Raw genomic sequence first — 19527 nt, forward strand, 5'->3', positions numbered from 1 at the left:
AGTTTTCAAAGGTCTACATTGTTTGTCGCGTTGTTTCAGCAACTTTTATATCTTAACAGGTTACTGAGTGAATGTCAACAACTTTTTTGAAGTTTTTTTCGAAGAAGTTGTCGCCATCGCTTTATGCGACTTTGATAGAATAACTGAAAGACCGTTATCTGTCAACAACAATTTTAGGTGTTCCGAAATATTTTTTTCTGTTTCAGAACATAAAATAATATAGCAGTTTTAAAGGATTTGGTCAACGAAAAAATGACGATTTGATCTACTTTTTTTAAACCCGATGGATAAAACTAATTATCTCGTTTTCGTTCGTTTTTTTGTTTTCAAAAATCCAATTACTACCTATCTTGAAATATTAACTTTCGTCATTTTATTTTTGATTTTTCCTTAACTCATAGTTCTGTCTTTCGCCTTCCTTTGATTTCTTTGGTAAAATGAGGATGTAATCATTTTTATGGACGGAGGAACATTTAATGAAAGTATTAGTTGCAGATGATGATAAAGAAATTGTAGAACTATTAAGTATTTATTTGCACAATGAAGGTTATGAAGTCGTAAAAGCATACGATGGTAAAGAAGCATTGAGTAAACTCAGAACTACAAATGATATTGATTTATTACTATTAGATATTATGATGCCTGTTATGGATGGCATGCAGGTTGTAAAAGAATTGAGAAAGGAATCGCAAATACCGATCATCATGTTAACGGCTAAAACAACGGATATGGATAAGATAAAAGGATTGGTTGCTGGTGCTGATGACTATGTCACAAAACCCTTCAATCCTTTAGAAGTGATGGCACGTGTCAAATCACTATTGCGCCGCACTAAGATGCATGTTGCAGAAGATCAGCCTGATATTCTCGAAATTCAGTCTTTGATTATTAACAAGGATTCCCATGAAGTAAAAACTGTTGACGGAAAAGAAATTCAATTAACGGCACTAGAATTCGGTATTCTTTATCTATTAGCAAGTCATCCAAATCGTGTTTTCAGCGCAGACGAAATTTTCGAACGAGTCTGGAAACAAGAAAGTATCGTCTCAGCGAAAACGGTCATGGTTCATGTCAGCCACTTACGTGATAAGATCGAAGAAGCGACTGATGGTGAAAAAGTGATCCAAACCGTTTGGGGTGTGGGTTATAAAATAGATGCAAAATAACTTAGAAAAGAAAAAAAGAATTACTCTTACTTCAAAGGAAGTCAGCGAATTAATTGCTGAAGGAATCGTTACAGTCATTTTATTACTTCTATTGAATGTAGCGATTATGGTCCTTTTCACTCAGATGCTTAGCAACTCACCAGATTTAAGTGATGCTATTTATCGATCAAAAGATATTTTTGCGAACAATTTTGACAGTGATATTTTTTGGAGTGGTCGCAATTTCGTTATTCCATTCTTCATTATTATTGATTTGCTTGTTGTCTTTTGGCGTTTGATTCGTCGTTATCGACAAATGCAGCTGCGTCATATCATTAACGAACTACATTATATCGCTAACGGGAATTATAATTATCGTATCCCTTTTGAGCTGCGTGGAGATCTCAGCAAAGTCGTGGACAGCATCAACGGTTTAGTCGATAGTACCGTTGCGGCTATCGAAGATGAACGTGAGATTGAGAAGTCCAAAGATGAGTTGATTACCAATGTCAGCCATGATATTCGAACACCATTAACCTCGATCATTGGCTATCTTGGTCTAATCGAGGACGGTCAATATCAAAATCCCGATGAAATTCTCAAATATACTAGTATTGCCTATAAAAAGGCCAAACAGATGAAATCCTTGGTAGAGGACCTGTTTGAGTATTCTAAAGTTCGACAACCTTCTGTTCCAGTTAATAATGTTTCATTTGACATGGTACAATTATTAGAGCAATTGGCCGCTGATTTTGAATTGGAAGCAAGGAAGAAAAGCATTCAGATTCAAGTCGATACAAAAGAGAATCAATTGATTATGGATGGAGATACGGAAAAACTTGTACGTGTCTTCAACAATCTGATTACCAATGCACTAAAATACGGAACTGAAGCGGATAAAATAGTTATCGAAATTGAAAAAGCGAAAAACGAAGCTGTTGTTACAGTGAAAAATAATGGGACACCAATTCCTAGAGAAGCTTTGGATCAATTATTTGATCGTTTTTATCGAGTTGATGGATCACGTTCGCAAGAAATCAGCGGGACTGGACTTGGTCTGGCAATCGCTCAAAATATTGTCAATCTTCATGGGGGGTACATCTACGCCCAATCTAATGAAGATTGGACCTCGTTCATTATTCACTTGCCTCTCTATAAGAATCAGGTAAAGACTATCTCGGATAATCATTGACTTTAAATTTTTGATTGCTTATACTGGTGTCAATAAGATATGCAGGAAACCAAGTACTTATGTGTGTTTTTTTAGAGAGTTGATGGCTGGTGAAAATCAACAAAGCAGCTTAAGGAAATCCAGTTTCATGATCTGCGTTTTTTGAAAGAAAAACCGAGTGACGTCGATATCCGTCAAACAAGTGCAGCTTAGGCTGAATTTGGGTGGTACCGCGAAATTCAACATCGTTTCGTCCCTGTTATTGGGATGAAACGGTGTTTTTTTATTTTAAAGGAGGAAAAACAATGCTAGATGTAAAAATGATTCGTAACAACTTTGCTGAAGTTAATGAAAGATTAGCAACTCGAGGCGTAAAAGAAGAAGTTTTGAAACGTTTCTTAGACCTAGATGAACAACGACGCCAATTATTAGTTAAAACAGAAGAGTTAAAAAAATATCGAAATGACGTTTCAACCGAAATTGCTAAACTAAAACGTGAAAAAAATGAGGCCGCTGATAAAATCGCTGAAATGAAAGAAGTTGGCGTAAAAATCAAAGAATTCGATACACAAGTAGCTGACATTGATGCTCAATTAACTGAAATTGCTACAACTCTACCAAACTTACCACATGATTCTGTACCGATCGGTGAAGATGAAGATGACAACGTAGAAGTTCGTCGCTGGAGCGCCCCACGTCAATTTTCTTTTGAACCAAAAAACCATTGGGATATCGCTGAAAATCTAGATATCTTGGACTTCGAACGAGGTGCGAAAGTTGCTGGAAGTCGTTTTGTCTATTACAAAGGCTTAGCTGCTCGTTTGGAGCGCGCTGTCTATAACTTTATGTTAGATGAACATGTCTATGAACAAGGCTATACTGAAATGATTACTCCTTACTTAGTGAACAGTAAAGCAATGTTCGGTACGGGACAATTTCCTAAGTTCAAGGAAGATGTGTTCCAAGTTGAAGATCGTGATCTAACCTTGATCCCAACCGCTGAAGTTCCTTTGACAAATTACTATGCTGACGAAATCTTAGATGGCAAAGATTTGCCGATCTATTTCACTGCTCTATCTCCTTCTTTCAGATCTGAAGCAGGTAGTGCTGGTCGTGACACCCGTGGATTGATCCGTTTGCACCAATTCCATAAAGTAGAAATGGTCAAATTCAGTGATAAAGAAAATTCTTACGATGAACTAGAAAAAATGACTCAAAATGCCGAAATTATTTTACAAAAATTAAACTTGCCATATCGTGTTATTACTTTATGTACTGGTGATATGGGCTTCTCAGCTGCAAAAACTTACGACATTGAAGTTTGGGTTCCTGCTCAAAATACCTATCGTGAAATTAGTTCTTGCTCTAATTGTGAAGATTTCCAAGCTCGACGTGCGATGATTCGTTACCGCGATGAAGATGGTAAAGTCCAATACGCCCATACTTTGAATGGTTCAGGGTTAGCTGTTGGACGGACTGTGACCGCCATTTTAGAAAACTATCAAAATGAAGATGGTTCTGTTACTATCCCAGAAGTTTTGGTTCCGTACATGGGCAATGTGAAGGTCATCAAAAAAGAAAATTAAATACAAAAACAGCGGCTACGCTTATGCGAAGTCGCTGTTTTTATCTATCAAGAAATTTTTTTATTGTTCTACTGAATAGTTTGGTGCTTCTTTGGTGATTTGAACATCATGTGGATGTGATTCTTTCAGTCCATTCCCACTCATTTGAACAAATTGTGCATTCTCACGTAAGTGTTTTAGATCTCCTGCACCGACATATCCCATACCAGCCTTCAGTCCGCCGATCATTTGGAAAATAATATCCGCTGCGGTTCCTTTGTAGGCGACACGCCCTTCGATACCTTCTGGGACTAATTTATTCGCTTCGTTAACACCACTTTGGAAATAGCGATCACTTGAACCCTTCTCCATCGCACCTAATGAACCCATTCCGCGATACGTTTTGAAACGACGACCTTGATAAATTTCAAATTCACCAGGAGATTCGTCTGTTCCGGCCAACATCGAGCCAAGCATCACTGCGTGTCCACCAGCCGCTAATGCTTTTACGATATCGCCAGAATATTTGATTCCACCATCTGCGATGATTGCTTTGCCATATTGACGCGCAACAGAGGCTGCATCATAAATCGCAGTTAGTTGCGGCACACCAACACCAGCGACAACACGAGTTGTACAAATTGAGCCAGGGCCAATTCCGACTTTTACGACATCCACACCAGCATCATATAGTGCTTTTGCCCCTTCAGCAGTTGCGATGTTTCCAGCAATTAAAGTCGCTTCTGGGAATGTTTCACGAATTTCTCGAATTTTGCGTAAGACACCCGCACTATGTCCGTGAGCTGTGTCAATTACAATAGCATCTGCTCCTGCTTTCAATAAAGCTTCAGCACGTTCAAAGGTATCACTTGTTACGCCTACCGCTGCAGCAACCAACAGACGCCCATGTTCATCTTTCGCTGCATTTGGGAATTCGATGACTTTTTCGATGTCTTTAATAGTAATTAGTCCACTTAGACGACCTTCATCATCGACAATTGGTAATTTTTCAATTTTATGTTTTTGCAGTGTTTTTTCTGCATCTTGTAATTTTGTTCCAACGGGAGCAGTCACAAGGCTCTCTTTCGTCATAACATCATTGATCAACATATCATAATCCGTCACAAACCGCATATCCCGATTAGTGATGATACCGACCAACTTGCGATTTTCTAATGTTTCAACGATTGGCACCCCGCTAATACGGTAGCGACTCATTAAATCTTCAGCATCTTGTACTTTGTGTTCTGGTGTTAAGAAAAACGGGTCAATAATTACACCGCTCTCTGAACGTTTTACTTTTCGAACCTCATCTGCTTGGGCAGCAACACTCATATTTTTATGGATAACCCCCAACCCGCCTTGCCGAGCCATAGCGATCGCCATTTTGCTATCTGTCACAGTATCCATACTTGCACTCATTAACGGAATGTTCAATTTAATATTTTTCGCCAATTGTACGCTCATATCCACTTCATTTGGCAATACATGACTCTCCGCCGGAATCAACAAAACATCATCAAAAGTCAGACCTTTTTTTGCAAATTTCGTTTCCCAATTAGACATTGTTCGTTACCACTCCCCAGAATTATTTTTAATAAAAAAACTAACAGAATGAGCGAGTGAAGTCAACAACTAGTGTCAAAATCCTCATCTAACCTTTATTTTTCTCAGTTTCCAAACCATTTTTCTAGTAATTCCGTAGTGATTTCGCTCTCATCCCCGAACATTTGATAAGTCGCTTGGTTCGTATCATTGTCTCGAATCAAATAGAAGCCATTCTTATTGATAAAATCGTCTAAACGTATCACTGTGTAGCGGTCTCCAACCTGTTGAATTCCTTTGAATACATCGCGCAGCAATATTTTTGCTTGATGAATGTTTTCTTGCCGTTCACAAGCCTTATCAACTGCAGCAATCAACGTGTAGCCCTCATCCAAAAAATGTTTGATAATCTCTACTTTGATCACCATCGGCAACTTAAATTTTCGATTACCGCTCTTTTCACCTGTTGATTCAATGTAGCCTTTTTGTTCCCAATAACGAATTTGTCGTGGTGAAACACCGGTTACTTTACTTAATTCACTGATACCTACTAGTAAGTCATCACTTTCTAGGAGCTGCTTGACTGTATTATTCTTCACACCGCATCCCTCTCTTCACCTACTGATTATACTTTCGATAACAATAGTGTCAAGTAAGTTGACAAAGGAATCGAATAGCAGTAAAGTAACAAACGAACATTTATTGTTTCTGAAAATTTTCAAAAAGAGAGAAGGCGTTAGATCGTGAGTAATAATCAAACGATCGATATTTATGGAAAACCCTACAATCGTTCTTTATTAGTCGTTGTACTATTGATAGGAACATTTTGTACGGTGTTAAACCAAACATTATTAACAACAGCTTTTCCAGCACTAATGAAAGCTTTCGATATATCTGCTTCTAGTGTTCAATGGCTAACAACTGGCTTCTTGCTGGTAAATGGGATCATGATCCCCATCAGCGCTTGGCTGATCAATAAATTCAGTTCGAAGAGATTGTACATAACAGCAATGACAATCTTTTTGATCGGTACAATTACTTGTTTTGTCTCACCAAATTTTTCTACATTATTGATCGGACGTTTAGTCCAGGCTGCTGGTGTCGGAATTTCGATGCCATTACTGCAAAACATTATGTTGTCGATTTTCCCACCAGAAAAACGCGGATCCGCAATGGGGATGGCTGGTATAGTTATTGGTCTTGCACCAGCTTTAGGCCCTACCCTTTCCGGTTGGATTATTGATCACTACACTTGGCGAGATCTGTTCGGAATGGTGATTCCGATTGTCGTTTTAGTTTTAGTATTGGCAATCTTCTTAATGAAGAGTGTTATCCAATTATCTAATCCAAGTATCGATGTACTATCAGCTTTATTATCAACTATCGGTTTTGGTAGCTTGCTATACGGCTTCTCTTCCGTTGGTAATGATGGTTGGGGTAGCGCAAAAGTTATTAGCTTTTTAGTCGTCGGAGTAGTCGTTATCGGATTATTCGTTTGGCGCCAACTGCATTTGGAGCATCCATTCCTAGAACTACGGGTATTTAAGTCACCAACTTTTACAATCGCTGCTATCTTGAGTGGTGTAGTAAATATGGCAATGGTAGGAGCCGAAATGGTACTTCCACTATATATTCAAAATATCCGAGGCGAATCAGCCTTCCATTCAGGTTTGATGTTGTTGCCAGGAGCTTTGATTATGGGACTGATGATGCCGATTACAGGGGCGATTTTTGATAAGCATGGAGCGAAACGTTTAGCGATCGGCGGTATGCTGATTCTTACAGCCGCTACTTTACCATTTGCTTTCTTAACGCAAGAAACACCGATAGCAATGATCGTGATCCTATATGCTTTACGAATGTTCGGTATCTCAATGGTTATGATGCCAGTCACAACTTCCGGCATGAACGCATTACCTATGAATCTGATCAGTCATGGTACAGCAGTAAACAATACCTTCCGTCAAGTGGCTAGTTCGATTGGGACAGCTATCTTAATCAGCATCCTAACGAATGTCACAAAAGATAATCTACCATCAGCGCATTTATTAAAAACCTTGCCGTTATCATATAAAAATCAAGCAATCAGCGCTACTTTGTCTGGATACCATGCAGCGTTCTTTGTCGCTGTCGTGTTTGGGTTCGTAGGTTTCATCATTACCTTCTTCCTGAGAGCTAATAAAAAAGTTGAAGGGAGTGCAGCAAAATGATCTTCGTTGTAACCATCATTAGCGTATTAGCATTTGCGTTAACAAATATATTTGCTAAAAAGACTTGGCAAACAATTCTTTCCGTTGCTTTCGCGGCAATCTTCTTAATCAGTCTAGGTTTTATTACTGCCAATGATCATTACCATTATGGTATGAAGAAAGTTACGGAAACAACGACACAAACGTTAACCTCTACAGCTGATAATAAAGCTATGAAGATGTTGATTTACCAACCACTTGGTAATGGGAAAGAGAAAATTTATTTGTATAAAACCAATGAGTCACAGAAAAAGCCAAAACCAACAGGAACAGATCATGTCAGCAATATTGTGAAAAAGGATCAAGCAAAATCTCAATTACAGACAACAAAAACCTATTGGGTTTATAAAAATGACACGATAAAATTCTGGTTTGGACTTTCCAGCAAGAATCACCAATTGATTAAGGAAAAAAACACCTTCGATGTTCAAAAAGATTGGTTGGTTCTGAGTACCGATCAAGCGAAAAAATTAGCGAAATTAGTGCAAGAAAATAAGACGACTATGCAAACTGCTGCTCAGTCTTTCGTTCAAGAAAAAGTCAAAGCTGCCATGATGCAAAACCCATCAATGGATCAAACAGCACAACAAAAAGTCATTCAACAAGCAACTGCTGAATACCAACAACAAGCAATGAAAAAACTAATTGCTGAAGCAACAAAATAAAAAGAAGCAAAGTTCGTCTGAACTTTGCTTCTTTTGTTTTTATCTACGTGGTGCAGTAGCTAAACTGCTGACAATGCCAAAACGTTTTTTTAAGTAGTAACGCAGCGCTAAAGCAAGTCCTGATAGTACGACCATAACCATCGGATCAAGAATAGGATTCAATGCTGGCGGTAATAGTGCCGCTCCATTGAAGACTAAGAACCATACAATCGTAACCGAAACCAACATTAAAATTGTCTTCCAGGTTTTAGGTTTCTTCGATTTATCAGCTCCTGGTTGTTCATATTGATAAACAAATAGATACATCATATAGAATACTAAACCACCGACTGCTGAAGCTACAAGTAACGTTGTTAAACCATAAGTAACCGTTTGTGTTCCACGTGAAACAAACAATCCCATGATTCCGGCAACAATTCCTAAAAGACCGAATAATAGTAAGAAATTATCCAACCACATCAATGAAGCAGTGGTTGATTTTTTCTGTTCAGCAGGTTTATTCACGATCGCGTCTAAACGTTCGGACACAGTTCCGAACAATTGTCGAGCCGTTTTCCCTGTTTTTTGTTCTTCAACTAAAGTTGGCAGCATCTCATTTAAGGCAACGATCGTCTGTTCATCCGTTAAGTTCGCTGCTTTTAAAGCTTTCTTCAAGTCAAAAATGTATTGTTCGTTACGCTTAGTCAACTTTTCTTCAAGTTGAACATTCTCAGTTTGCAACGTTTGCAACTTCTCTGGTTCCATTGTTTCTTTCCTCCCTAAACGTTGAAACGGAACAACATTACATCGCCGTCTTGCACAACATAATCTTTTCCTTCTAATCTAACACGACCCGCTTCTTTTGCCGCATGCATATTGCCATATTTATCTAGGTCTTCAAAAGATACTGTTTCAGCCCGAATGAATCCACGTTCGAAATCAGTATGGATAATACCTGCTGCTTGAGGCGCTTTCGTTCCCTTTTTGAAGGTCCAAGCACGAACTTCTTGTTCACCAGCAGTAAAATACGTTGCTAGACCTAGTAAATCATACGCTGTACGAATCAATTGATCTAACCCAGATTCTTCAACGCCCATTGCTTCTAAGAATTCAGCTTTATCTTCATCGTCCAACTCCGCAATTTGTTCTTCGGCTTCAGCACAAACAACAATCACTTCTGAATGTTCACTGGCAGCAAAATTACGAACGGTTTGTACATATTCATTGTCATCTGGATCGGCCACGGTATCTTCATCGACATTTGCTACATACAGAACTGGTTTACTAGTCAACAAGAATAAACCTTTGACTATCTTTTGTTCTTCTTCGGTAAATTCGATTGTACGAGCAGATTGCCCTTCTTCTAAAACGGGTTTTAATTTATCTAGAACAGCTAATTCTGCTACTGCATTTTTTTCTTTTGTTTTAGCAACTTTTGCCACTCGAGCATAGCGTTTATTAACAGAATCTAAGTCTGCTAAAACCAGTTCCAAGTTGATCGTTTCAATATCCTCTAATGGATCCACTCGACCTTCTACGTGTGTAATGTTTTCATTGTCAAAACAACGTACCACGTGACATATCGCATCGACTTGTCGGATATGACTCAAGAATTGATTTCCCAACCCCTCACCCTTGCTTGCACCTTTGACGATCCCAGCAATGTCAGTGAATTCAAATGTGGTCGGTACTGTTTTTTTCGGATGAACCAATTCAGTCAAACGTTCTAAACGCCAATCAGGTACTTCCACCATCCCTACGTTTGGATCAATTGTTGCAAAAGGATAGTTGGCAGCTTCTGCTCCTGCTTTCGTAATTGCATTAAATAAGGTAGATTTACCAACATTCGGCAAACCTACGATTCCGGCTGTTAAGGCCATGGTCTACTTCACTCTTTCTCTACTAAGGAATTATTCTTGAACTGTATCGCTTTTCTTTTCAAGGATTTTTTTCATTTTCTTTTCAAAATCACGTCGCGTCATCATAACGATATGTCCGCAGTTGACACACTTGATTTTGATATCCGCACCCATCCGAATGATCTCCCAACGATTTGTCTGGCATGCGTGCGGTTTCTTCATTTCAACAATATCACCTAAATCATACATCTGGCAATCCTCCTATTCCATATACATTCTTACGATTCATCAAAATGAATATTCAAAATGTCTAAGATTCGTGTCAGATCAGATGGAGACAGATACTCGATCGATATCTTTCCTTTACCGTCTTTCTCAACGATCTCGACCCCTGTTCCGAATTTGTCCATCAAACGATCTTCACTTTCTCGTAAATAGTATGGTTTTTCTTTGGTCAAACGAGGTCCTTTTTTCTTATCTTTCGCTTTACCTTCATTGTATTCATTAACAATTTGTTCTAATTGACGTACTGTCAAATTCTCTTTTACCGCACGATTTGCTAATTTTAAGATTTGATCCTTTTTCTTTAGACCTAACAAGGTGCGGGCTTGACCCATTGACAAACGCTCATCTTGCACCATTTCCTTAACCAGTTTAGGCAAAGTTAAAAGTCGAAGATAATTCGCGATATATGGGCGGCTCTTTCCAAGACGATTGGCCACATCAGCTTGCGTCAATTTTAGGTTTTTCATCAGCATCTCATAAGCCTCAGCTTCTTCAAGCGGATTTAGGTCTTCACGCTGCAAGTTCTCCAATACCGCGATCTGCATCATCGCTTCTTCATCAAACTCACGAATAATTGCAGGAATCGTTTCTTTTCCAGCTAGTTTAGACGCTCGAAAACGACGCTCGCCAGCAATCAGCTCATAGCCTTTAACAGCTGATTTTCTGACGATAATCGGTTGGAACACACCCGATTGTTCGATCGAATTAGCCAATTCTTGCAAAGTCGTTTCATCAAATGATTTTCGCGGTTGATAAGGGTTGGGACGTAGATCACTCAAGGGAATCTCAATTACTTGATCGTTTTTTATGTCGACCTCCTCGATTTCAGAAAGATCTTGAAATAGGGCATCGATTCCGCGGCCTAATCCTTTATTTTTGCTCACGAACTAACACTTCCTTTGCTAGAGCTTGATACACTTCAGCACCTTTTGAGCGAGGATCATAATCAATGATCGGCTTGCCGTGGCTAGGCGCTTCAGATAAACGGACATTTCTCGGAATAATCGTATCGTAAACTTTCTCTTGGAAATAACGACGGACTTCCTCAACTACTTCAGCACCCAAATTGGTACGAGCGTCATACATCGTCAACAGTACGCCTTCAATCGCTAAACCTGGATTGAAATGTTTTTGAACCAAACGAACTGTATTCAATAGTTGACTCAATCCCTCTAGTGCATAATATTCGCATTGGACGGGGATTAAAATCGCATCACTGGCTGTGAAAGCATTGATTGTCAAATGACCCAATGACGGTGGACAGTCCACCAAAATAAAGTCATACTCATCGCTGACTTCTGCTAAAGCACTCTTTAAACGTGATTCGCGTGCCATCATAGAAGTCAATTCAATCTCTGCACCTGCTAATTGTAAAGTAGCAGGAACAATCGATAAATTTTCACGCGGTGTCTTAATAATTGTTTCTTTGATTGAAACCTCATTGACTAAAACATCATAGATATCTTGTTTCACATCAGGTTTACGCACACCTAAACCGCTTGTAGCATTTCCTTGTGCGTCACTATCAATCAATAAAACTTTCTTGCCATCCTGAGCTAAGCACGCACCCAAATTGACAGTCGTCGTCGTTTTTCCGACTCCGCCTTTTTGGTTTGCAACAGATATGATCCGTGCCATCTAATTTCCTCCTAGTTCATACTAAAGAATTTATTTCCTGCTAAGAAAATAAGTCGAAACATCCCTTTGAAAATAATTATTTCAATGGCTGCTTATTAGGCATACCAGGTTTACGTGGATATTTTTTTGATGTTTCTTTCTTTTTTTGCACTGTAATAATATGTCGTGTATCGCCATTTGGCAATGAAACATCTTCGGCTTGGATCAGCTTACCGCCCAATAAGGCAATTGCTGGTCTTGCTTCCGTCAGTTCTTCCTCGCTTTTCGCTGCTTTTAAGGCAAAGAAGTAGCCGTCCTTTTTCACTAACGGCAGACAAAGCTCCGTCAAAACATTCAATCGCGCCACTGCGCGAGCAGTCACAAAATCAAACGCCTCACGAAATTTAGGATTCTGTCCAAAAGTCTCCGCCCGATCATGATAAAGATACACATTATCTAATTGTAAAGCCTCTACCAGTGTTGTCAAAAAAGTGATTCTTTTGTTCAAAGAATCCACGATCGTAATCTCTAATTCAGGAAAAACAATTTTTAACGGTAAACTAGGAAAACCTGCTCCCGACCCGACATCACATAGCTTCCCTTCTGGTTTGAAAGTGTCCGAGAAAGCCAATGTTATAGAATCATAAAAATGTTTCAAATAAACTTCTTGATGATCGGTAATCGCGGTAAGATTCATCTTTTGGTTCCATTCAACCAATAATTGAAAATAGGTCGCAAATTGATCCATCTGTTTCGTTGATAAATCGATTCCTTGCCTGCTTAATTCCGCTTGAAATTCTTCTGGTGTCATAAAAATTCCTCTCATTTTCGTGAAACAGCAAAATGTTTCACAGACTATCCTCTACTTTAACGCATTCTAGCTTTACATGCAATGGTTTACGCATGTTTCACAGGGAGATTAAGAAAGCTTTAATTCCATTTTTCATTAATGTTTTCCAGACAAAAATCATAGAATTTTTTTAAAACCGGAATTTCTAAATTATTCTTTTTCACTGCCAAATAAATATTGCGATCTTCCAAAATATCTGTGATTGTGATTTTTTTTACTGGAAAAGAATTTATCGATGGGATATTGGGCATGATAGCGATCCCGTATTCCTGCCCAACAAACCCTAAAACACTATGATCTTCTTCCAGCTCACATTGGATTTTCAAAGTTACGCCTAATTTCTTTAATTGACGATCCAAATACGGTCGTAAGCCACTTTGTTTCCCATAATAAACATACGGATAGTTTAATGTTTCTTCAATTTGAATCGTCTTTCGCTTAGCCAAAGGATGGTTTAGCGGAACTACCAATACTAACTCTTCTTGTGTCAAAATCTGAAAAATCAGGTCATTATCTTCGCTAATTTTCGAACAGATACCTATATCAATCGTATCTTCCAACAACATTTGAATAATTTTATTCGAGTTGCCTTGATGGAATGCGAAATGAATCTCCTCATTTTCTTTTTTTTGCTGAAAAGTTTGAGTTAATCGTGGCACAAGTGTTGACCCCATTGTGTAAATGAAACCAAATTCAATTTCACCAGAATTGGGGTTGATTATTTCTTGTAATCTTTGTTGTCCTTGCTCAATTTTCTGCAGCGCAGGCTGGACATACTCATAAAATATTTTACCATGGCGTGTTAATCGAATATTGCGCCCTTTTTTTTCAAACAGCGCTATACCCAATTCTTGTTCTAGAATTGTCATCGAATGACTCACATTTGGTTGGGATGTATTAGCTAACTCGGCCGCTTTAGTCATGTGTTCGCTTTCCGCTAATAAAACGAAAAACTCTAGCTGTCTTAAGTTCATATTTCTCACCTCATTCAATAAACAGATTTTATCAATTTTATTAAAATAAATCATTAGTTTTAATGATACAATTACCATACTATTAATGTATAATCAAGTGAAAACAATCACATAAAGAGGGATTACTTATGAAACCTACAAAATATCGTTTACTGATTGGCAGTCTTTACTTTAATTACATTTTTCAAGGTATGGCCGCCATTATACTTTCACAAAATATGACTGCTTTAAAAAACCAATGGCAAGCTAGTACTACTCAAGTCACCTTAGTAATGAGTGCAATTGGTCTGGGAAGAATAATCAGTCTCTATTTTTCAGGTTATTTTTCAGACACTTTTGGTCGCCGAAAAACAGTGATTATCGCCATTATATCTTATGCACTTTTCTTTTTCGGTGTTTTATATAGTCCGAATTATCAAATAGCCTTTTTCTTTGCCTTATTCGGAGGTGTCAGTAATGCTTTTTTAGATACTAGCACTTACCCTACCTTAGTAGAAGCCTACCCGGATGAGAAAACCAACAGTTCTCTTAGCGTTCTTAATAAAGCGTTTATTTCTCTAGGCCAATTTATTTTGCCATTTATTACGCGTTATCTGCTCAAAGAAGGATTATTTTTTGGTTGGCCGTTTATCTTGTGTGCGGTTTGTTTGTTAGCTAATTTAGGTTATCTTGTTTTTGCTAAATTCCCTCCATTAAGTTCGTTGCCTGTAGAAACAGTTGATGAGCCTGTACACACACCAAAAAAGATCATTAACAAAGGCGATTTTAAAATTGATGGGGTCGCTTTGCTGGTTTTCTCTTTTGTTTCTGTATCAATTTTTAATATCTTTATTCTCTGGATTCCGCAATATACCGAAGCAATGCGAATTGTTTCTCATGAGAATAGCTTGATATTTGTCAGCCTTTATAGTGTCGGTTCTTTTGCATCTGTCTTTTTTACTTCTGGCATTGTGAAAAAAGGTGTAAACATTCCAAAATTAATTAGTTTTTGTGTTGCTATTTCTGGATTATCATTACTTTGGATGCTGCTTTCCCCAAGTTTTATTTCTACAGTCGTTGCAGCATTGATCATCGGAATTTTCGCTGCAGGAGGCATTTGGCAACTAGGATTAGCCTTGATGCTAGAACTGTTTCCAAGCAGAAAAGGAAGATATACCAGTTACTATTCATTAGCTACTTCAACCTCTGTTATGGTAACCCCTTATATCACGGGCATTATAAGCAAAAATGGAATGGAATATGTTTTTTGGTTTGATGTTTTCTTAATTTTATTAGGCTTTATCGCTTCTTTAGTCATTCAGCAGCGTTACAAAAAACACCTCCCCGCAAAAATCATTGAAAGCTAAAAGATAAATTATATTTATGTTTTATATCAAAATAAAGCATTAGATTTTATAGTTATCCTTTCGTAGAATAAGAGATGAAATATTGTGAATGTTCTCATTATCTGTGAAAGGATGAACTTAATGAAAAAATATCAAATGCTTTTTGAACCCCTGACAATTAAACGACTAACTCTTAAAAACAGAGTAATCATGCCGCCAATGGGAACAAATTTTGCAAATCAAGATGGTACCTTCAACGAACAACACTATTCCTATTATGAACAACGAGCAAAAGGCGGCACAGGGTTGATCACTTTAGAAAATATCTGCATCGATTATCCTTTAGGAACAAATGGAACAACGCAATTAAGGATGGATAATGACCAATTCATTCCTGGCCTATGGCAGTTTAATGAACGTATGCATGCCTATGGCGCGGCTACTTCTGTCCAAATTAATCATGCAGGTGCATCTGCCTACCAACAACGCTTACAAGGCATGCAAGCAGTTTCTTCATCAGATGTCCCTAGTAAAACTGGAAATCCGGCACCTCGCCCTTTAGAAAAAGCAGAAATAGAACAAATTGTTCAAAAATATGCAGATGGAGCGGCAAGAGCTCAAAAAGCTGGATTTGATTGTGTTGAAATACACGCAGGACACTCTTATTTGATCAGTCAGTTTTTATCTCCTATTTACAATAAACGTACTGATGAGTTTGGAGGAACGCCTGAAAATCGTGCGCGCTTTGCTCGCATGGTAATCCAAGCAGTGCGTCAAGCAGTAGGCCCATTTTTTCCAATCTCTTTACGTATTAGCGCAGATGAACTTCTACAGGATGGTAATACATTAGATGATACCTTGAATCTTCTTTCTTATTTTGTGGATGAAGTGGATATTCTTAACGTTTCTTCTGCTCTAAATGATAATTTACAATATCAAATCGATAAAATGAATTTAAAAGATGGCTGGCGCAGTTACATGGCAAAATCAGTCAAAAATAAATATCCTGAAAAAGTAATCGTGACTTCTGGAAATATTCGTAGTCCTCAGCGTGCCGAAGAGATTTTACTAAATGGAGATGCTGATCTACTTGCTATGGGACGTGGTCTAATCGCAGAACCAAATTGGGTTAATAAAGTCGCCAATGGACAAGAAGAACTTTTGCGTAAGTGTATCTCCTGTAATATTGGCTGTGCTGATCATCGCATCGCTAAATCGCGTCCTATTCGCTGTACAGTTAATCCTGATCTTTACTACGAAGATTCCCATAAAAAAACACCGGTCATCACACCATTAAAAATGGTCGTAATCGGAGGTGGAACAGCTGGACTAGAAGCGGCAGCTAGTGCTGCAGAAATGGGTGTAGATGTTACACTTTACGAAGAAAAGTCGTATCTTGGTGGTTTAGCTCATGAGATTGCTCGGTTTCCTGATAAACGTCGAATCGACGATCTTGTTACCTATTTAACTAACAGATCAGAAAAAATTCAGAACTTAACTATTAAATTAAATCATCGTTTCACAATATCAGATTTAAAAGAAACACCTGACTTAATTGTAAACACTACAGGAGCAACTCCCTTATTACCACCGATAAAAGGATTGCATGATGAGTTAGCAAAATCTGAACGACAAGTGTTTTCCATTTTTGATCTTTTAGAAAACATGGAGAAGTTTAAAGATTTCGTCGGCAAAGAAGTCGTAGTTATCGGCGGTGGCGCAGTCGGTTTAGACGTTGTTGAATACTATGCCGAAAACGGAGCCAAAAAAGTCCATATTGTTGAGATGGTCGATCAATTAGGAAAAGACTTAGATGTCATTACTAAATTAGGAATGATGGAGATTGTCCGCGATTATAATGTTGAGGTTCATACTTCTACCAAATTAATGGAAGTCCAAAAAGATCATTTTATTGTAGAAAATTCTGAAGGAAAACAATTGGAATTACCTTTTGATTTAGGTTTTATTTGTTTAGGAATGAGAGCTAATGCCCCGTTAATCGCAAAACTAACCGCCTATGCTAATCATCACGACGTAGCACTGCTTAATATTGGTGATAGCAAAGTAGCTAGAAGGATCATGGAAGGCACCCGAGAAGCACGTGATGTGACAAAAGTCATTAATAATTTGACTGCTCATCGAAAAGCATCTTTCACTGCTTACGCTTGATCTTAAATCCACAATAAAAAATAAACAATAAGTGAGGAATTGAACAATGACAGAAAGATTAAATGGACACACTTTATTAATCAGCTTAATCGCTACCCCTATTCGTCACAGCATGTCTCCTACAATGCATAACGAAGCCTTTGCTAAACTAGGTTTAGATTATGCTTACTTGGCATTTGAAGTGGACAATTCGACATTGAAGGACGCAGTAGAAGGGATACGCGCTTTAGGCATTCGTGGCTCTAATGTTTCTATGCCCAATAAGCAAGCGATCATCCCCTACTTAGATGAAATTTCTCACGAGGCTCAATTGATCGGAGCTGTAAATACCGTTACAAACAAGGACGGTCAAGGTCATTTAGTTGGTTATAACACTGATGGGATCGGAGCAATGAAAGCCTTGATGGATGAAGGTGTTTCAGTAAAAGATCAAATTGTTACTTTAACTGGTGCAGGTGGTGCAGGAACAGCTATTGCTATCCAAGCTGCTTTCGATGGTGCCAAAGAATTGCGCATTTTCAATATCAAAGACGACGTATATGAAAATGCGGTAGAAACAGTTAAAAAAATCAATGAGCATACTAGCTGTCAAGCGACTTTAACCGATTTGGCAGATCAAGAGGCGTTTAAACAATCTGTTCAGGAGAGCAGTATTTACATCGATGCAACAGGGGTTGGTATGAAACCTTTACAAGATCAAAGCTTAATTAACGATCCTGAAATGATTCGTCCTGACTTAGTCGTCTTTGACGTAGTCTATGCACCACGGGAAACGAAACTCTTACGTTTCGCAAAAGAACACGGGGCAAAAAAAGCCATTAACGGATTAGGTATGATGCTTTATCAAGGGGCTGCAGCCTTCAAACTTTTTACTGGCGAGGAGATGCCAGTCACATATATTAAAGAATTACTATTTGATGAATAGGCGGAGTGTTAGAGATGAAAAATAAATACTTACCAACAGCGATCGGTCTTTATATTAACTACATTATTCACGGGATGGGTGTCATCATCATCTCACAAAATCAAAAGGCTCTGATGGGGCAATGGGATACCGATTTAATGGGTGTGGCAAAAGTTATCTCCATGTTAGGTATTGGTCGGTTGATTGCTATTCTAATTTCTGGTCGGTTATCCGATAAGTTTGGAAGGAAGCCTTTTATTTATCTGGGAATCGTTACTTATTCTCTGTATTTTTTCGGTATTTTGTATAGTCAGAGTGTTACGATGGCCATGATCTTTGCAGTGATTGCCGGAGTTTCAAATTCCTTCTTAGACTCCGGTACGTATCCAGCATTGATGGAATCTTTTCCAAAAAAAGCTGGTACAGCAAACGTCTTAATCAAGGCTTTTGTGCAGATTGGACAATTCACATTACCAATTATGTTAAAGATTATTAATACCAATCAGTTATGGTACGGCTGGTCGTTTATCATTCCAGTTATCGTTTTTGTCTTAAATGGCTTATTCTTGTTGAAACGACCATTTCCTGACCAAGATGCAAAAGAAAATGATCAGACTGAGATCCAAGCAGTTACTTTTAAAAGCCAACCGAAAATCGCCATTGAAGGAGTCTGCTTCATTATTTACGGCTTTATTTCTCAAACGACCTTCTATTTGATTTCTCAATTTATCGGTATTTATGGGGAAGAAGTCGCTCGCATGACGACTGACAATGCAAACTTATTGATTTCCTATTATTCTACCGGTTCTCTAGTTTGTGTCGCCGTTACAGCTGTTCTGGCAACAAAGATACGCCCTGTTTACTTAGTAGTACTCTATACGTTGGTCTCTTTTGTGACGATTTTAGTGATGTGGTTATTCCCAACACCAACCGTCATGATGATAGGTGCAGCATTCGTCGGTTTCTTTGCAGCTGGTGGTGTGATGCAGCTAGGATTAACAGTGATGGGAGAGATGTTTCCTGCTGGTAAAGGTACCATCACAGGCATCTTTTATACCTTTGGTAGTATTGCATCTTTCCTTATTCCGATTATTGCAGCAGCCATCGCTAAAACCAACGTTCGTGGTATTATGCTATTTGATACCATTATCGCAGGAATCGGCTTCTTATTAGCGGTAATTATTTTCATTCGTTATCGCAGAACAGTCGACTTGTCAGCTTAAGG

At 38.3% G+C, this 19527-nt stretch carries 18 protein-coding genes and 1 other annotated feature; of the genes, 9 read left to right on the plus strand and 9 right to left on the minus strand.

What is annotated here, in order from left to right:
* The first annotated feature begins 476 nt into the window (after window positions 1–476).
* The 3 genes from E6139_RS06185 to serS all read left to right on the plus strand — a co-directional run bounded on the left by E6139_RS06185 (window position 477) and on the right by serS (window position 3902).
* Window positions 477–1166 carry a response regulator transcription factor gene (locus tag E6139_RS06185; protein WP_010742532.1) on the plus strand — a complete coding sequence of 230 codons (690 nt, stop codon included), beginning with the start codon at window positions 477–479 and terminating at the stop codon, window positions 1164–1166.
* Window positions 1156–2337: a HAMP domain-containing sensor histidine kinase gene (locus tag E6139_RS06190; protein ID WP_316402190.1), complete on the plus strand. Its 1182-nt coding sequence runs from the start codon at window positions 1156–1158 to the stop codon at window positions 2335–2337. The genes E6139_RS06185 and E6139_RS06190 overlap by 11 nt, the downstream gene beginning before the upstream one ends.
* 30 nt (window positions 2338–2367) lie before the next feature.
* Window positions 2368–2577: a binding site (T-box leader), on the plus strand.
* A 44-nt stretch (window positions 2578–2621) separates the two neighbouring features.
* Entirely contained in the window at window positions 2622–3902 is a 1281-nt protein-coding gene (gene serS / locus E6139_RS06195) for a serine--tRNA ligase (protein WP_316402191.1), read from the plus strand.
* 60 nt (window positions 3903–3962) lie between these two features.
* Here the strand turns inward: serS and guaB are convergent, their stop codons facing one another.
* On the minus strand, window positions 3963–5447 hold the full coding sequence (gene guaB / locus E6139_RS06200; protein ID WP_316402192.1) for an IMP dehydrogenase: 1485 nt from the start codon (window positions 5445–5447) through the stop codon (window positions 3963–3965).
* Window positions 5448–5551: 104 nt separating this feature from the next.
* A complete protein-coding gene (locus E6139_RS06205; protein ID WP_316402193.1) occupies window positions 5552–6025 on the minus strand; it encodes a MerR family transcriptional regulator in 474 nt (157 codons plus the stop codon).
* Window positions 6026–6169: 144 nt separating this feature from the next.
* Between E6139_RS06205 and E6139_RS06210 the strand changes: the two genes are divergently transcribed.
* Together E6139_RS06210 and E6139_RS06215 are read left to right on the plus strand one after the other, a co-directional pair.
* Window positions 6170–7636, plus strand: a complete 1467-nt coding sequence (locus E6139_RS06210; RefSeq protein ID WP_316402194.1) for an MDR family MFS transporter — start codon at window positions 6170–6172, stop codon at window positions 7634–7636.
* Window positions 7633–8340, plus strand: coding sequence for a DUF4811 domain-containing protein (locus E6139_RS06215; protein ID WP_316402195.1), 708 nt, complete (start codon window positions 7633–7635; stop codon window positions 8338–8340). Before E6139_RS06210 ends, E6139_RS06215 begins: the two co-directional genes overlap by 4 nt.
* Before the next feature lie 39 nt (window positions 8341–8379).
* Here the strand turns inward: E6139_RS06215 and E6139_RS06220 are convergent, their stop codons facing one another.
* From E6139_RS06220 to E6139_RS06250, 7 genes are all read right to left on the minus strand, one after another.
* On the minus strand, window positions 8380–9084 hold the full coding sequence (locus E6139_RS06220) for a DUF1129 domain-containing protein (protein WP_316402196.1): 705 nt from the start codon (window positions 9082–9084) through the stop codon (window positions 8380–8382).
* 14 nt (window positions 9085–9098) lie between these two features.
* Window positions 9099–10199 (minus strand): redox-regulated ATPase YchF, encoded by a 1101-nt coding sequence (gene ychF / locus E6139_RS06225; protein ID WP_316402197.1) that lies wholly within the window; start codon window positions 10197–10199, stop codon window positions 9099–9101.
* Window positions 10200–10229: 30 nt separating this feature from the next.
* The gene (locus E6139_RS06230; RefSeq protein ID WP_316402198.1) at window positions 10230–10427 is read right to left on the minus strand and encodes a DUF951 domain-containing protein; all 198 of its coding nucleotides are present in this window, start codon (window positions 10425–10427) and stop codon (window positions 10230–10232) included.
* 29 nt (window positions 10428–10456) lie between these two features.
* Window positions 10457–11347, minus strand: coding sequence for a ParB/RepB/Spo0J family partition protein (locus tag E6139_RS06235; RefSeq protein WP_316402199.1), 891 nt, complete (start codon window positions 11345–11347; stop codon window positions 10457–10459).
* Window positions 11334–12101 (minus strand): AAA family ATPase, encoded by a 768-nt coding sequence (locus E6139_RS06240; RefSeq protein ID WP_316402200.1) that lies wholly within the window; start codon window positions 12099–12101, stop codon window positions 11334–11336. The genes E6139_RS06235 and E6139_RS06240 overlap by 14 nt, the downstream gene beginning before the upstream one ends.
* A 76-nt stretch (window positions 12102–12177) precedes the next feature.
* The gene (gene rsmG, locus E6139_RS06245; protein WP_316402201.1) at window positions 12178–12891 is read right to left on the minus strand and encodes a 16S rRNA (guanine(527)-N(7))-methyltransferase RsmG; all 714 of its coding nucleotides are present in this window, start codon (window positions 12889–12891) and stop codon (window positions 12178–12180) included.
* Window positions 12892–13010: 119 nt separating this feature from the next.
* Window positions 13011–13904: a LysR family transcriptional regulator gene (locus tag E6139_RS06250; RefSeq protein WP_316402202.1), complete on the minus strand. Its 894-nt coding sequence runs from the start codon at window positions 13902–13904 to the stop codon at window positions 13011–13013.
* Between the two features lie 128 nt (window positions 13905–14032).
* Between E6139_RS06250 and E6139_RS06255 the strand changes: the two genes are divergently transcribed.
* From E6139_RS06255 to E6139_RS06270, 4 genes are all read left to right on the plus strand, one after another.
* Entirely contained in the window at window positions 14033–15250 is a 1218-nt protein-coding gene (locus tag E6139_RS06255) for an MFS transporter (RefSeq protein ID WP_316402203.1), read from the plus strand.
* Between the two features lie 120 nt (window positions 15251–15370).
* Window positions 15371–17398, plus strand: coding sequence for an FAD-dependent oxidoreductase (locus tag E6139_RS06260; RefSeq protein WP_316402204.1), 2028 nt, complete (start codon window positions 15371–15373; stop codon window positions 17396–17398).
* A gap of 46 nt (window positions 17399–17444) precedes the next feature.
* Window positions 17445–18323 (plus strand): shikimate dehydrogenase, encoded by an 879-nt coding sequence (locus E6139_RS06265; protein WP_316402205.1) that lies wholly within the window; start codon window positions 17445–17447, stop codon window positions 18321–18323.
* A gap of 14 nt (window positions 18324–18337) precedes the next feature.
* The gene (locus E6139_RS06270; protein ID WP_316402206.1) at window positions 18338–19525 is read left to right on the plus strand and encodes an MFS transporter; all 1188 of its coding nucleotides are present in this window, start codon (window positions 18338–18340) and stop codon (window positions 19523–19525) included.
* Window positions 19526–19527 lie beyond the last annotated feature (2 nt).

Source organism: Enterococcus sp. (assembly GCF_032555305.1).
GTDB lineage: Bacteria > Bacillota > Bacilli > Lactobacillales > Enterococcaceae > Enterococcus_A.